Below are 13810 nucleotides of genomic sequence, written 5' to 3'. Positions count from 1 at the left end.
TGTTGGGGGAGCAGCGGTGTTACGCGGGGGTCATGGGGCGACGAGTTCGGCGGAGTCGCCCTCCTCGCCGACCAGCACGGCATTGGCCCAGTTGCCACAGACCTGGGTGGGTTGGCTGCCCTGCGCACCGAGCGTGCGCAGGCTCAGCGAGGACAGGCCGCGGATGTCCAGTTCCGGCTTGACCACGCCCGGGGCCTTCACCAGGCCGCTGTCGTACAGCAGGCGGCCATCGCCCCAGACCTGGAACTGCATGCCGCCGGCGGCGCGGCAGGCATCGTCGATGCCGAGGTCGGCACGCAGCAGCTGCCAGCGGCCCCTGAGCGCCAGGTCGACGCGGCTGTCCGCGCCCACGCCCAGGCCGCTGCGGAACAGCAGGCCGTTCATGCGCATGCCGGCATCGCCACGCAACGCCCGGTCGGCCTGTACCTGCCCGGCCAGCGCGGCCGGCAGCGGCAGCCGGGAGAGGTATTGCTGCCGTGCCGGCCGCTCCGGTAGCTGTTGTTCGAGGATATGGAAGGTGGACAGCGCGATCGGCCCGACGTCGCGCGGCCGCAGCGCGTCGATGGCGCGCGCGGCAGTGGCCTGCGCGGCGCCGGCCATCGGGTCGCTGCCGGCGGCGCCGTCGCCGTCCGGGTTCTGCACGCCGAGCACGCGGAAGCGCAGCAGGCGACCGGCATGGGCCGGAAAATCGATGCGCTGCAGGCCTTCGTTCAGCGGCAGGCGGCCGCGCGCGACCGGCTCGCCCCACTCGCCGTTGCTGTCGGCCAGGTAGATCTCGTAGTCGCGCACCTGGCCGTGCTTCCAGTGCTGGTCGTTGCGCGGTGCCAGTTCGACACCATCGATCACTCGCCGCTCGCCGAAGCCGATCACCCATTCGTGGGCGCCGGTGCGGATGGCCTGGTTGCGCACGGTGCGGAACCAGGTGGCCGGATCGTCGTCGAAGGCGTTCTCCAGCGGGTAGCCCGTTTCCTCGGCCGGGCGGTTGACCACCAGCAGGCTGTCCGGCGGCAGCACGCGGCCCTGTTCCGGAGCCGCCGGGAAGGCGTCGTCGGCCGTGGCCGCGGCCAGCGGGAAATCCAGCCGCAGCTGCAGCGGCTGGCGGATGTCCACGCTGGCGGTACGCACGTGCAGGGTGCCGCGGCGTTCGCCGGCATCGAAGTACCAGCCCTCTTCGGCCGCGTCGAAGGCGGCCGCGCCGGCCAGCATCGGCAGCGCGCGGTCGTCCAGCCGCACCGCGGCCGGGGCCTGCCGGTTGAGCACGCGCAGGCCGTAGCGGCGCTGCGCCAGCTGTCCGCGGTACTGCCCCTGCACCGCGTCGATGCGCACCTGCACCGGGCCGCTGCCCTGCGCCGGCGCCTGCACCTGGATGCGCTGGGTGCTGGATTCGCCCTGCTGGTAGCGGCGTGTATTGCCATCGTCCTCGTACAGCGTGTAGCTGGAGTCGCCCTGCGGGTACAGGTCGAAGGTGACTTCATCCAGCGGCTTCTCGCCGTCGAACAGCATGGACGGATACATCGGCACGATCGCGCCGGCACGCACGAACACCGGCAACGTCGCCAGGTCCACCTGGCGGTCGAGGCGGCGGCCTTCGGCGCCGGCCTGCACGCGGCGGCCGTCCCAGTAGTCGAACCAGCCGCCGGCCGGCAGGTGGATGTCGCGGCGCCAGCCGCGGCTGGCGGCCTGGCTGCGGTACACCGGCGCCACCAGCAGCTCGCGGCCGAGCAGGAACTGGTACTTGTAGGTCTCGTCGCGCGCATGCGGGTCGCGCGGGTTGTCCCACATCAGCCCGCGCACCGGCGGCGCGCCGGTCTGCGCGGCCTCGTGCACCAGCCCGTACATGTACGGGGTCAGGCGCATCTTCAATTTCAGGTAATCGCGGTTGATGCCGCGATAGGGCTCGTCGAACCACCACGGGTGCTTGCGCGCCCCCGACGACCAGCCGCTCATGCCCATCAGCACCGGGGTGAAGGCCTTCCACTGCAGGTCACGGGTGAAGGTCTCGGCACTGCCGCCGAAGATCGCATCGACGTCGCCGCTGGCGTAGGCCATGCCGGACAGGCCCGAGCCGACCAGGGTCGGCACGTGCCAGCGGATGTAGTCCCAGCTGCTGCTCTGGTCGCCGGTCCAGGCCACCGCGTAGCGCTGGATGCCGGCCCAGCCCATCACCGTCCACAGGAACGGGCGCGAATCGGAATTGTCGACGATGCCGTCGAACGCCTGGCGGTTGGCGTCCATCGCGAACTGGTAGCCGGGGCCGGTCCAGGCCACGTCCAGCTTCTGCACGCGGCTGCCGGCCTTGCCGACTTCCCAGGCGATCTTGTCCACGCCGTTCTCGGTCCACAGGCCGGTCCTGAAGCCGTACTTGGCCAGCCGCTGCACGGTTTCGGGCAACTGCCGGTAGCCGCAGCCATAGCCGTCGTTGGGCAGGATCCAGCCGCCGGGCATGTCGTGGGCGCGGTACTGCGCGGCGACGCTCTCCACCACGTCCGGCGTGGTGCCGGTGGGGCCGTCGCTCCAGCCTTCGGGCACGCTGCCGGGCTTCTTGACGTTGTCGCCGTCGTTGTAGCAATCGGCATCGCCATAGGACAGCGCCCAGCGCGCGACCAGGTTCGGGCGCCCGGTCAGGCGGGTGTAGCGCTCGATCAGCCGCGGCAGGTCCGCGCCGACGAAGTAGTAGGCATCGAAGCGGTCTTCGCGGTGCAGCAGCGTGGCCTGGTCGGGCTGGCGCAGGTCATAGCTGCCATCGCTCCAGGTGTTGCGCAGCATGCCCCAGCCGCGCGAGCTGAGCAGCATCGGCGCCGGGCTCGGGCGGTCGCCCTCCTCCCAGCCGCCGGAATAGGAAATCTCCAGCTCGCGGCCCTTGAACTGGAAGCGGCCATTCTGCTGGCCGCCGCCGAAGAATGCCTCGTCGGCCTGCGAAGACAACACCTGCACGCTCTGTGCGGTGTCCAGGTCCAGCGGCTGCAGTTCCTGCCACAGTGCCACCGGCTGGTCGCCGTCCAGCCGCTCCAGGCGCAGGCGCAGGGGCTGGCGCTGTACATGCAGCACCAGGGCATCGGTACGCACGCGGATCTCCTGCGCATCCTGTTCCAGGTGCGCCTGCACGCTGGCCCGGGGCTGCGGCAGCACGATCGGCGCGGCCTTGTCGCCGGCCCCGCTCAGCCTGCCCTTGCGCCCGGCCTGTACGCGGACGATGTCGGCGGCCGGCAGCTCGATGCGGATGCGCGCGCCGGTGTCGGTGAGCAGATCCCAGCCGCGCACGCCGTCGCGGCCATCGCCGGCACTGACCGAGCGCAGGTTGCCCACCGGCTCGGCATGCGCCGGCAGCGCCGGCAGCAGCAGCACGGAAAGCAGCGCCACCGGCAGTGGCAGACGTCGTACGCGGTTGTGCACCTTGCTCCCCAGGCCCAGGTGGGCATCCGATGGCGTTGCGCCGACTCTAGGGCAGCAATTCGAAAGGTGTCAACAAAATGAAAGCAAAAGATAAGGATTTTTGAATGAAACGAAAGTTTGTGCAAAGCACCACTTTCCTTATCGCCCCGTTCCGCGCGGGATGCGCCAACGAAAGGCCGTGCGCGGAAACCTTTCGTTCGCCGATTCAGGTCCGGCATTCCATCTCGCCGAAAGATTTCTTTCTTTTTTCTTTCGATGTTTGACATTTCGAAAGAAAAAGCAGATCGTGCGCTGGCCCAACAGGAACCAAGAATGGACGCCACCCTGCTTACCGACCCATCTGCCTGGCAGCGCCTGGGCGGAGCCGATACCGCTGCCGAAATCGCCCAGCAACCGGCCTTGTGGGACGCCCTGGCCGCCGCCCTGGAACGCGACCAGCCGCGCCTGCAGGCCTTCCTTGGCCAGCGCCTGTCCGATCCGGCGCAACGCGTGCTGTTCACCGGTGCCGGCAGTTCCGGCTTCATCGCCGAGATGGTCGCCGACCACCTCAATGCGCAGTGGCCGGCGGACGTGCGCGCGGTGCATACCACCAGCCTGCTGACCCACCCGTCGCTGTATCTGCAGCGCGAGCGCCCGACCCTGCTGGTGTCCTTCGGCCGCAGCGGCTCCAGCCCGGAAAGCGTGGCCGCGGTCGAGCGCGTGCGCGCCGACGTGGACGACGCCCGCTTCCTCGACATCACCTGCAACGCCGATGGCGAACTGGCGCGCCGTGGCGCCGGCCGCGCCGATACCTGCACGCTGCTGATGCCGCCGGCCAGCTGCGACCGCGCCTTCGCCATGACCAGCAGCCTGAGCTGCATGCTGCTGGCGGCGCTGGCGGTGTTCGAACGCGCGCCGTGGAGCGCGCGCGGCCAGCGCATCCACGACCTCGCCGCGCTGGCGCGACAAGGACTGCAACGCTGGGACGCGCCGGTGGCCGCACTCGCGGCGCAGCCGTTCGAGCGGGTCATCTACCTGGCCAGCGGCCCGCTGGAAGCGCTGGCCCGCGAAGCCGCGCTGAAGGTGCTGGAACTGACCGCCGGCCGCGTGCTGGCGATGGCCAACACCCCGCTGGGCTTCCGCCATGGCCCCAAATCCACCCTCGACCCGCGCACCCTGGTGGTGATGCTGCGCAGCGTGCAACCGCTGGCGCGCCGCTACGAACAGGACCTGCTGGAAGAACTGCGGGGCGACGGCGTGGCCGGCAAAGTGCTGTCGGTCGGCCCGCATTCGGATATCGGCGCCGGCGACGATTTCACCCTGCAGGTGCCGCCGCTGGCCGATGCCTGGCTGGCGCCGGCGTGGCTGCCGTTCGTGCAGCTCTATGCGCTGCGGCGCTCGGCCGCGCTGGGGTTGACGCCGGACAATCCGTTCCCCGACGGTACCGTCAACCGCGTGGTCAAGGGCGTCACCATCCACCATGGCTGAGTCCACCGCCGACACCTGCTACGGCATCGACATCGGTGGCACCAAGACCGAGCTGGTGGCCTGCGATGCGGCGTTGCAGGTGGTCTGGCGCAAGCGCATCGCCACCCCGCAGGGCGACTACCCGGGCTTTCTGCAGGCGGTCGAACGCCTGGTCGCCGATGCCGATGCGGCACTGGGCGCGGGCGCGCATGCCACCGGCATCGCCCTGCCCGGCGTGCGCGACCGGCGCAGCGGCCGCCAGCTCAGCGCCAACGTGCCGGCGCTCACCGGCCAGTGCGTGGCCCGGGACCTGCAGGCACGCCTGCAGCGGCCCCTGCGCTTCGGCAACGACCTGCAGTGCTTCGCCCTGTCCGAGGCACATGGCGGTGCCGCCGACGGCTACCCCAGCATGTTCGGCGCGATCCTCGGCACCGGTGCCGGCGGCGGCTACTGCGTGCAGGGCCGGCTGATCGGCGGCTTCAACGGCCTGGCCGGCGAATGGGGCCACTGGAGCGTGCCGGCCGACCTGCTGCAGCGCCACGGGCTGCCGCTGCTCAAGTGCGGCTGCGGGCTGCGCGGCTGCGTGGAGCGTTATGTCTCCGGCAGCGGCGTGGCGATGATCGAACGCCATCTGGGCGGCAGCGCCGGCAACGCCAGCGACGTCATCGCCCTGGCCGAGGCCGGCGATGCCCGCGCGCGGCAGGCGCTGGACATCCACCGCGACCTGCTCGGCCACAGCCTGGCCGCGCTGGTGCTGGCGCTGGACCCGCACGTGATCGTGCTCGGCGGCGGCCTGTCGCAGTACGCCCCGCTGTACCGGCAGCTGCCGTCGGCGATCGCCGCGCACCTGTTCGCCGGCGTGCAGGTGCCGCCGATCGTGCCGCCCCGCTTCGGCGATGCCGGCGGCGCGCGCGGTGCCGCCCTGCTCGCCTGCCAGCCCACTTTTTCCTGATCCCGTGAGTACGCCCATGTCCCCGCTGCAGTCCCTGCTCGCCGACCACCGCGCCGGCCACAACGTCGGCCTGTACAGCGTCTGCTGCAGCCATGAACAGGTGCTGCGCGCGGCGCTGCAGGTGGCGGCCCGTCGCGGCACGGTGCTGCTGATCGAAGCCACCTCCAACCAGGTCGACCAGTTCGGCGGCTACACCGGCATGACCCCGCCGCAGTACCGCGATTACGTGCAGGCGCTGGCCGACGCAGAAGGCTTCCCGCGCGGGCGGCTGATCCTTGGCGGCGACCATCTCGGCCCCAATGCGTGGCAGAAGCAGCCCGCGGCCGAAGCGATGGCGCACGCACGGGTGCTGATCGAGGCCTATGTCGCCGCCGGTTTCCACAAGATCCACCTGGACTGCAGCATGTCCTGCGCCGACGACCCGGTGCCGCTGCCCGACGCCATCGTCGCCGCGCGCTCGGCCGAACTGGCGGCCATCGCCGAACGCACCGCCGCCAGCCATGGCCTGCCGCCGCCGGTCTACGTGATCGGTACCGAAGTACCGGTTCCAGGCGGCGAGGCATCGCTGGCAGCCGGGCTGGCGGTGACCACGCCGGCCGCGGCGGCACAGACCCTGGAGATCCACCGCCAGGCCTTCGACACCCCGGCGCTGCGCGATGCCTGGCAGCGGGTGATCGCGATGGTGGTGCAGCCGGGCGTGGATTTCGACCACAGCAGCGTGCACGACTACGATGCCGCGGCCGCCGCCGAGCTGGCCGATTTCCTGGAGCGGCAGCCGCGCATCGTGTTCGAGGCGCATTCCACCGACTACCAGCGCGAGAGCGGCCTGCATGCGCTGGTGCGCGACCATTTCGCCATCCTCAAGGTCGGCCCCGCCGCGACTTTCGCCTACCGCGAGGCGTTGTTCGCACTGGCCGCGATCGAAGCCGAGCTGCTGCCGGCCGCGCAATGCTCGCGCCTGCCACAGGTGCTGGACGAGGTGATGACCGCACAACCCAGGCACTGGCAGGCGCACTACCACGGCGACGCGGACACGCTGCGGCGGCTGCGCGCGTTCGCCTTCAGCGACCGCTGCCGCTACTACTGGGGCGAACCGGCGCTGCTGGATGCGGTGCGCACGCTGTTCGCCAACCTGGAACGGCACGCGCCGCCGCTGGCGCTGCTCAGCCAGTACCTGCCCGAACAGTTCCGCGCGGTACGCGAAGGCACGCTGGCCAATACCCCTGGCGCGCTGGTGCGGCACCGCATCGGCCTGTGCCTGGACGAATACGCGCGCGCCTGCGCGGCCAATACCGCCGGCCCGCGCAGGCACAACGCAAGTTCCGCCCCGCCAAACCTTGCGAACGGCTAAGCTCGACCTTTCCCGGAGAAAGTACGAAATGGCCATGCGCAACACCCGTTCCCGCCGCCAGCAGATCCTGCAGCAGCTGCTCGAGCAGGGCTCGGTGCAGGTCGCCGACCTGGTCGGCCGCTACGGCGTGTCGGCGGTGACCATCCGCACCGACCTGGGCCATTTCGAGGAACAGGGCCTGGCCACGCGCACCCACGGCGGCGCCACCCTGGTGCGCACGCCGCCGCAGGAGCAGGACATCCACGAAAAGGATGCGCTGAACCTGCCGCTCAAGGAGTCCATCGGCGCGCGTGCGGCGCAGCTGGTGCAGCCCGGCGACAACATCATCATCGACTCCGGCTCGACCACCATGACCCTGGCCCGCCACCTGCGCGGGCACCGCGACGTGACGGTGATGACCAACGGCCTGAACATCGCCTGGGAGCTGGCCAACGCCGCCGGCGTCAACGTCCTGCTCACCGGCGGCCAGCTGCGCAAGCAGTCGCTGTCGCTGCAGGGCAGCCAGGCCGAGGCCAGCCTCAATCCCTACAGCTTCGACACCCTGTTCCTGGGGGTCGACGGCCTGGACCTGCAGTTCGGCCTGACCACCCACGACGAGGCCGAGGCGCGCCTGAACCACCGCATGGTCGAACGCGCGCGGCGCATCGTGGTACTGACCGACGCCTCCAAGTTCGGCCGCGTCAGCCTGCACCGCATCGCCTACCTGGACCAGATCCACACGGTGATCACCGACGCCGGCATCGACGAGGCCACGCGCGAAGGCCTGCAGCGCCGCGGCATCGACGTGGTCGTCGCCGAACCGGCAGCGTAACCGGGCCCCGCGCCACCCCGGGCATCGCCCGGCGGACTTCCCCGCCCTCCTCCTCCAGCGCCTGGCCCGGTGCCGGCTCCCATCCGCGACGGCCGGATACCGTCCGGCTGCAGGCAGTGGCGGCCGCGGGCCAGTCCGCTCACGGCGGCACTTCACGGGCACGCAAACGCAAACGGCCGCCCGAAGGCGGCCGTTGCGCGGCGACGGGCGCGAAGCCCGCGGCGGGATTACTCGGCGGACTTGGCGGCCTGGCGGGCAGCCTTGGCCTGCGCAGCGGCGGCCAGGTCTTCCTTGATGCGGGCAGCCTTGCCTTCCAGGCCACGCAGGTAGTACAGCTTGCCGGCGCGGACCTTGCCGCGGCGCTTGACTTCGACCGAGTCGATCAGCGCGCTGTGGGTCTGGAACACGCGCTCGACGCCGTAGCCGTGCGAGATCTTGCGCACGGTGAACGAGGAGTTCAGGCCGGCGTTCTTGGTGCCGATCACGACGCCTTCGTAGGCCTGCACGCGCTCGCGGTTGCCTTCCTTGACCTTGACGTTGACGACAACGGTGTCGCCCTGGCTGAACTTCGGCAGTTCGCGGGTGATCTGGGCGGATTCGAAGTCCGCGACGATGGATTTGTTCAGCTTGCTCATGATTGCACCGATGTATTCGGGTGGACGTGTCGGGTCGACAACTTGGGCTGATGCAGTCGCCGGATTGCGCTGCACGATTGTTGTTCTGGCAGTCCGCATGGCACTGGGACCATGGGAATCCGCAATTCTAGCCTATGCGCCGTCCCCGGCGCCAGTAGGGGCATCCCCTCCGGCGACCAGGGCCTGCCGGGCCTCGTCCAGCAGCCTGCGGTCGGCCTTGCCCAGGCGGGCTTCGTCCAGCAGGTCGGGACGGCGCAGCGCCGTGCGCAGCAGCGACTGCTGCCGGCGCCAGCGGGCGATCGCGGCATGGTTGCCCGAGCGCAGCACTTCCGGCACGTCGCCCAGCGCATGGCTGGCCGGCTGGCTGTAATGCGGGCAATCGAGCAGGCCGTCGCCCTCGAAACTGTCCTGCACCGCCGATTCGGCGTCATTCAGCGCACCGTCCTGCAACCGGGTCACCGCATCGACGATCACCGCCGCGCCCAGTTCGCCGCCGGACAGCACGTAGTCGCCGAGGGAGATCTCCTGGTCCACCTCGGCGGCCAGGAAGCGCTCGTCCACGCCTTCGTAGCGGCCGCACAGCAGGATCATCCGCGGCAGCGCCGCCAGTTCGCGCACCTTGGCCTGGGTCAGCGGCTGCCCCTGCGGGCTCAGGTAGATCACCGGCGCCGGGGTCGGGTCGGCGGCGCGCGCGGCGGCCAGCGCCGCGCGCAGCGGCTCGATCAGCATCACCATGCCCGGGCCGCCACCGAACGGGCGGTCGTCTACGCGGCGGTAGTTGCCCTCGGCATGATCGCGCGGATTCCAGCCATGCAGGTCGAGCAGGCCGCGCTCCTGCGCGCGGCCGACCACGCCCAGCGCGGCGGACTGCGCGATGAACTCGGGAAACAGGGTGATGACGTCGATGCGCACCGGGGTCAGAACTCCGGATCCCAGTCGACCACGATCAGGTTGGCGTCGAAGTCGACCGACTTGACGAAATCGTCCATCACGAACGGCACCATGCGCTCGCGGTCGCCGCGCACCACCAGCACGTCGTTGGCGCCGGTGTTGAACAGGTGCGAGGCGCGGCCCAGCTTGACGCCGTCCACGGTCTGCACGTCCAGGCCCTCCAGGTCGACCCAGTAGTACTCGTCCGGCCTGGGCGGCGGCAGCGCGCTGCGCGGGATATGGATCTCGGTACCGCGCATGGCCTCGACCATGTTGCGGTCGTCCACCCCGGGGAAGGTCGCCACCAGCGTCTTGCCGGCCTCGCGGCCGCGCACGCCGGCGATCTGCGACTCCTGCCCCGAGGGGCTGCGCAGGATCCAGGGCTGATAGTTGAAAATGGCCAGCCGCGGCTCGGTCCAGGACTCGAGCTTGAGCTCGCCGCGCACACCAAAAGCGCCGGTCACCCTGCCCAGCAGGATCCGGCGCTCGGAATCTTTCTTCATAAAGCAGTCGGGCCGCGCTCGCGCGCGGCCCGCCAGGATCAGGCCGCTGCGGCCTGGGCCTTGGTCGCTTCCTTGTACAGGTTGCGAACCTTGTCGGTCAGCTGGGCGCCGTTGGCGACCCACTTGTCGACCGCGGCGATGTCCAGCACCACGCGCTGCTCGGCGCCCTGGGCGACCGGGTTGTAGTAGCCGACGCGCTCGATGTTGCGGCCGTCGCGGGCGCTGCGCACGTCGGTGACGATGATGTGGTAGAACGGACGCTTCTTGGCGCCGCCGCGGGTCAGTCGAATCTTGACCATGGTGGTTTTTCCTTTGTAGCCCAGTCGCCAGGATGGCGCGGTAAGCCGGCGATTATAGCCGCGCCCCCGGCCCATTCCAAGCCCGCCCCCTGCCCTGCCTGAACAGGCCGGTTCACAGCGGCTGCCAGGGCGTCTGCGCCAGGGCGTGCCGCAGTTGTCCCAGCAGCGCCTCCGAATCCGCGAACCGGCAGTCGCCGATCCGCGCCAACGGCCACATCCCGGTGGCGTTGCAGGCCACCGCCGCGCGGAAGCCGCCCAAGGCGTCCAGCGGCACCTCCCGCCACGCCTGCGCCTGCCCCAGCCGCTCCAGGCCGGCGATGAGCAGTTGTTCGGCTGTCCCGCGCAGTGCTTCGGCACGCGGCCATATCACCTCCGTGCCGGCGAGCAGGGCGATGTTCCAGGTACTGCCCTCGCTGATCCGCCCGGCCGCATCGACGAACAGGGCGTCGTCGAAACCCCGGCGCATCGCCAGGCGCCGCTGCTGGAACAGCGGCAAGGTGCCGGCATGTTTGAGCTGCGGCAGCTCGCGCTGGTAGCACACCGGCAGCACCGCCCGGGCCTGGCCGGGCACCGTCGCCGGTGCCGCGACGCTTACCAGTACGTCCACCGGTACCGCCCGCAGCGGCTGGCGGAAGTCGAACGCGCGCGAGAACACGGTGATGCGCAGCGAGGCATCCTGCATGCCCCGCGCAATGAGTGCCTGCCGCAGCCAGTCGAGCAGGCGCGCTTCGTCCAGTTCGGCATCGAACAGTTCGCGCGTGCCCTGCTGCAGCCGCCGCAGGTGCAGCGCCCAGCCCTGCACCGCACCCGCGCGCACCTGCAGCGAGGTGAAGTGCCCGTAATTGACCAGCGCCGCGTCGAGCAGCCCGGCATCGACCGGCTCGCCGTTGCAGGACACCGCGTTCACAGCAGCGCCTGGGCCTGCTGCCACATCGCCCGCACCACGCCGGCGGCGGGGCCGCGCCGCGCCATCCACGCCGACTGCCCGGCCCAGGCCTGCATCGCCTCCAGCCGGTCGTCGGCCTGCGCCTGCCGGCGCATGCCGGCGGTGAGGCCGCGCTGCACGGGGTACGGCTGCGGGCGTGGCGCATCGGCCGCTTCCGCGGCGCATACATAGGCGGTGTCGAGCGCACGGCCGAGGCGGCCGCTGAAAACACGGGTGGCGCGGGTATGTTCCGGCTCCGCCGCGGGCAGCGCCTGCTTCCAGGCCTCGGCGATGGTGGATTCGTCGGTGGCCAGGAACGCCGTGCCCAGCTGCACCGCGCTGGCACCGAGCAGCAGCGCGGCGGCCACGCCACGGCCATCGCCGATGCCACCGGCCGCGACCACCGGCACCTCGAGGCGGTCGGCCAGGCGCGGCAGCAGTGCGAACAGGCCACTGGTCTGCGCCTCGGCGCGCGCGTCCACGAACGCACCGCGATGACCACCGGCCTCCATGCCCTGCGCGACCACCGCGTCGGCCCCGGCCGCCTGCGCCTGCAAGGCCTCGTCCAGCGTGGTGGCACAGGCGAACCAGGCGATGCCGGCGGCCTTCAGGCGCGAGACCTGCGCCGCGGAAAACACGCCCATGATGGTCGAGGCCACCGCCGGCCGTGCCGCGAGCAGGGCGTCGAACTGCGCATCGAAATCGGCCGGTGCGGCATCGCCGGCACTGGTCGGCACCGCCGGCCCCCAGCGCTGCAGGAACGCGCGGGTCGCCGCTTCGGCCGCTGCGTCGCGGACCGGCGGCGGATCCGGCACCCAGACATTGACCTGGGCCGGTCCGTGCGACTGCCGGCGGAAGTCGTCCATCCAGTGCCCGATCTGCGCCGGCGTGGACAGCACCGCGCCCATCGCGCCCATGCCGCCGGCGCTGGCGACGGCCGCGGACAGGGCCACCGGGCAGGCGCCGGCCATCGGCGCCAGCAGGATCGGCAGCTCAATGCCGAAGCGCTGGCAGAAGCGGTCCACGCGTCGGCGGATGTCCGGGGTCATGCCGCACTCCAATCGGGAGCCGCCATCATCGCCGAGCCCCTGCGCCGGCGCCAATGGCGGCGCGCGCCACCGGGCTCAGCGGAACGGCAGGCCGCCCTTGCCACCCATCGCGCCGAGCATGCCCTTCATGTTGCGCAGCATGCCCTTCATGCCGCCGCCGGACAGCTTGCCCATCATCTTTTCCATCTGCATGTACTGCTTCATCAGCTTGTTGACGTCGGCCGGCTGGGTACCGGAGCCGCGCGCGATGCGGGCCCGGCGCGAGCCGTTGAGCAGGCCCGGGTTGCGGCGCTCCTTCTTGGTCATCGAGTTGATGATGGCGATCATGCGCGGCACTTCCCTGCTCTGCTGCACCTGCTGCTTGAGGTGCTCGGGGATCTGCCCCAGGCCCGGCAGCTTGTCCATCAGGCCGCCGATGCCGCCCATGTTCTGCATCTGCTCGAGCTGGTCGCGCATGTCGTTGAGGTCGAACTTCTTGCCCTTGGCGACCTTCTCGGCCAGCTTCTGCGCCTTGTCCTTGTCGACCTGCTGCTCGACCTGCTCGACCAGCGACAACACGTCGCCCATGTCCAGGATGCGGCTGGCCACGCGCTCGGGATGGAACACGTCCAGGCCGTCGACCTTCTCGCCGGTACCGGTGAACTTGATCGGCTTGCCGGTGATGTAGCGCACGCTCAGCGCGGCACCGCCGCGGGCGTCGCCGTCGGTCTTGGTCAGCACCACGCCGGTCAACGGCAGCGCCTCGCCGAACGCCTTGGCGGTGTTGGCCGCGTCCTGGCCGGTCATCGAATCGACCACGAACAGGGTTTCGGCCGGGTTGACCGCCGCGTGCAGGGCCTTGATCTCGGCCATCATCGCTTCGTCGATGGCCAGGCGGCCGGCGGTATCGACCAGCAGCACGTCGACGAACGACTTGCGGGCGTCGTCGATGGCGGCGCGCACGATGTCCACCGGCTTCTGCTCGGCCGACGACGGGAAGAACAGCACGCCGACCTGCTCGGCCAGCGTCTTCAGCTGCTCGATCGCGGCCGGGCGGTACACGTCCGCCGAGACCACCATCACCTTCTTCTTGCGCTTTTCCTTCAGGTGCTTGGCGAGCTTGCCGACCGTGGTGGTCTTGCCCGCGCCCTGCAGGCCTGCCATCAGGATGATCGCCGGCGCCGGCACGTTGAGGTTCAGGTCGGTGGCCTGCGAGCCCATCACCGCGGTGAGTTCGTCGCGCACGACCTTGATCAGCGCCTGGCCCGGGGTCAGCGACTTGAGTACCTCCTGGCCGACCGCGCGCACCTTGATCTTTTCGATCAGCGCCTGCACCACCGGCAGCGCGACATCGGCCTCCAGCAGCGCGATGCGCACCTCGCGGGTCGCCTCGCGGATGTTCTCCTCGGTCAGGCGGCCACGGCCGCGCAGGCGCTCGATGGTGCCGGAAAGGCGCTGGGTCAGGGACTCGAACATGCGGTGCAACCTGCGGGAACGTTGGCAAAGAGGCCAAATTATAGCGGCCACCGGCGCCTGC

At 70.6% G+C, this 13810-nt stretch carries 12 protein-coding genes; 4 read left to right on the top strand and 8 right to left on the bottom strand.

Annotated features, from left to right (window positions below; translation table 11 throughout):
* Positions 1 to 30: 30 nt before the first annotated feature.
* Complete coding sequence (locus QQA12_RS05530; protein WP_226050093.1) at positions 31 to 3393, bottom strand: TIM-barrel domain-containing protein; 3363 nt, start codon at positions 3391 to 3393, stop codon at positions 31 to 33.
* A 312-nt stretch (positions 3394 to 3705) separates the two neighbouring features.
* Between QQA12_RS05530 and QQA12_RS05525 the strand changes: the two genes are divergently transcribed.
* The 4 genes from QQA12_RS05525 to QQA12_RS05510 are packed head-to-tail and all read left to right on the top strand — an operon-like array spanning position 3706 to position 7953.
* Positions 3706 to 4860 carry an SIS domain-containing protein gene (locus tag QQA12_RS05525; protein WP_226050094.1) on the top strand — a complete coding sequence of 385 codons (1155 nt, stop codon included), beginning with the start codon at positions 3706 to 3708 and terminating at the stop codon, positions 4858 to 4860.
* On the top strand, positions 4853 to 5791 hold the full coding sequence (locus QQA12_RS05520; protein WP_226050095.1) for an ROK family protein: 939 nt from the start codon (positions 4853 to 4855) through the stop codon (positions 5789 to 5791). The genes QQA12_RS05525 and QQA12_RS05520 overlap by 8 nt, the downstream gene beginning before the upstream one ends.
* Positions 5792 to 5807: 16 nt before the next feature.
* Positions 5808 to 7142: a D-tagatose-bisphosphate aldolase, class II, non-catalytic subunit gene (locus tag QQA12_RS05515; protein ID WP_226050096.1), complete on the top strand. Its 1335-nt coding sequence runs from the start codon at positions 5808 to 5810 to the stop codon at positions 7140 to 7142.
* Positions 7143 to 7176: 34 nt separating this feature from the next.
* Entirely contained in the window at positions 7177 to 7953 is a 777-nt protein-coding gene (locus tag QQA12_RS05510) for a DeoR family transcriptional regulator (protein WP_226050097.1), read from the top strand.
* Between the two features lie 227 nt (positions 7954 to 8180).
* On the opposite strand, the gene rplS is transcribed toward QQA12_RS05510, so the two are convergent.
* From rplS to ffh, 7 genes are all read right to left on the bottom strand, one after another.
* A complete protein-coding gene (rplS, locus tag QQA12_RS05505) occupies positions 8181 to 8588 on the bottom strand; it encodes a 50S ribosomal protein L19 (RefSeq protein ID WP_054664251.1) in 408 nt (135 codons plus the stop codon).
* A gap of 132 nt (positions 8589 to 8720) precedes the next feature.
* Positions 8721 to 9500 (bottom strand): tRNA (guanosine(37)-N1)-methyltransferase TrmD, encoded by a 780-nt coding sequence (trmD, locus tag QQA12_RS05500; RefSeq protein WP_054664248.1) that lies wholly within the window; start codon positions 9498 to 9500, stop codon positions 8721 to 8723.
* Positions 9501 to 9505: 5 nt separating this feature from the next.
* Entirely contained in the window at positions 9506 to 10021 is a 516-nt protein-coding gene (rimM, locus tag QQA12_RS05495; RefSeq protein WP_226050098.1) for a ribosome maturation factor RimM, read from the bottom strand.
* A 38-nt stretch (positions 10022 to 10059) separates the two neighbouring features.
* On the bottom strand, positions 10060 to 10320 hold the full coding sequence (gene rpsP, locus QQA12_RS05490) for a 30S ribosomal protein S16 (protein ID WP_054664242.1): 261 nt from the start codon (positions 10318 to 10320) through the stop codon (positions 10060 to 10062).
* A 112-nt stretch (positions 10321 to 10432) separates the two neighbouring features.
* Complete coding sequence (locus QQA12_RS05485; protein ID WP_226050099.1) at positions 10433 to 11227, bottom strand: aminotransferase class IV family protein; 795 nt, start codon at positions 11225 to 11227, stop codon at positions 10433 to 10435.
* Positions 11224 to 12294: a nitronate monooxygenase gene (locus QQA12_RS05480; protein WP_226050100.1), complete on the bottom strand. Its 1071-nt coding sequence runs from the start codon at positions 12292 to 12294 to the stop codon at positions 11224 to 11226. Before QQA12_RS05480 ends, QQA12_RS05485 begins: the two co-directional genes overlap by 4 nt.
* Before the next feature lie 75 nt (positions 12295 to 12369).
* The gene (ffh, locus tag QQA12_RS05475; protein WP_054664236.1) at positions 12370 to 13749 is read right to left on the bottom strand and encodes a signal recognition particle protein; all 1380 of its coding nucleotides are present in this window, start codon (positions 13747 to 13749) and stop codon (positions 12370 to 12372) included.
* Positions 13750 to 13810 lie beyond the last annotated feature (61 nt).

This window comes from Stenotrophomonas sp. 17(2023), assembly GCF_030345315.1.
Classification (GTDB): domain Bacteria; phylum Pseudomonadota; class Gammaproteobacteria; order Xanthomonadales; family Xanthomonadaceae; genus Stenotrophomonas; species Stenotrophomonas acidaminiphila.
Note: the sequence above shows the minus strand (reverse complement) of the source record. Positions and strands in the feature narration are given on the sequence as shown.

Excerpts from the sequence above, each read along its gene's own strand:
- QQA12_RS05525 (WP_226050094.1), top strand. The coding sequence starts at position 3,706 with ATGGACGCCACCCTGCTTACCGACCCATCTGCCTGGCAGCGCCTGGGC.
- ffh (WP_054664236.1), bottom strand. The coding sequence starts at position 13,749 with ATGTTCGAGTCCCTGACCCAGCGCCTTTCCGGCACCATCGAGCGCCTG.
- rplS (WP_054664251.1), bottom strand. The coding sequence starts at position 8,588 with ATGAGCAAGCTGAACAAATCCATCGTCGCGGACTTCGAATCCGCCCAG.
- QQA12_RS05480 (WP_226050100.1), bottom strand. The coding sequence starts at position 12,294 with ATGACCCCGGACATCCGCCGACGCGTGGACCGCTTCTGCCAGCGCTTC.
- QQA12_RS05510 (WP_226050097.1), top strand. The coding sequence starts at position 7,177 with ATGCGCAACACCCGTTCCCGCCGCCAGCAGATCCTGCAGCAGCTGCTC.
- rimM (WP_226050098.1), bottom strand. The coding sequence starts at position 10,021 with ATGAAGAAAGATTCCGAGCGCCGGATCCTGCTGGGCAGGGTGACCGGC.
- QQA12_RS05520 (WP_226050095.1), top strand. The coding sequence starts at position 4,853 with ATGGCTGAGTCCACCGCCGACACCTGCTACGGCATCGACATCGGTGGC.
- QQA12_RS05515 (WP_226050096.1), top strand. The coding sequence starts at position 5,808 with ATGTCCCCGCTGCAGTCCCTGCTCGCCGACCACCGCGCCGGCCACAAC.
- rpsP (WP_054664242.1), bottom strand. The coding sequence starts at position 10,320 with ATGGTCAAGATTCGACTGACCCGCGGCGGCGCCAAGAAGCGTCCGTTC.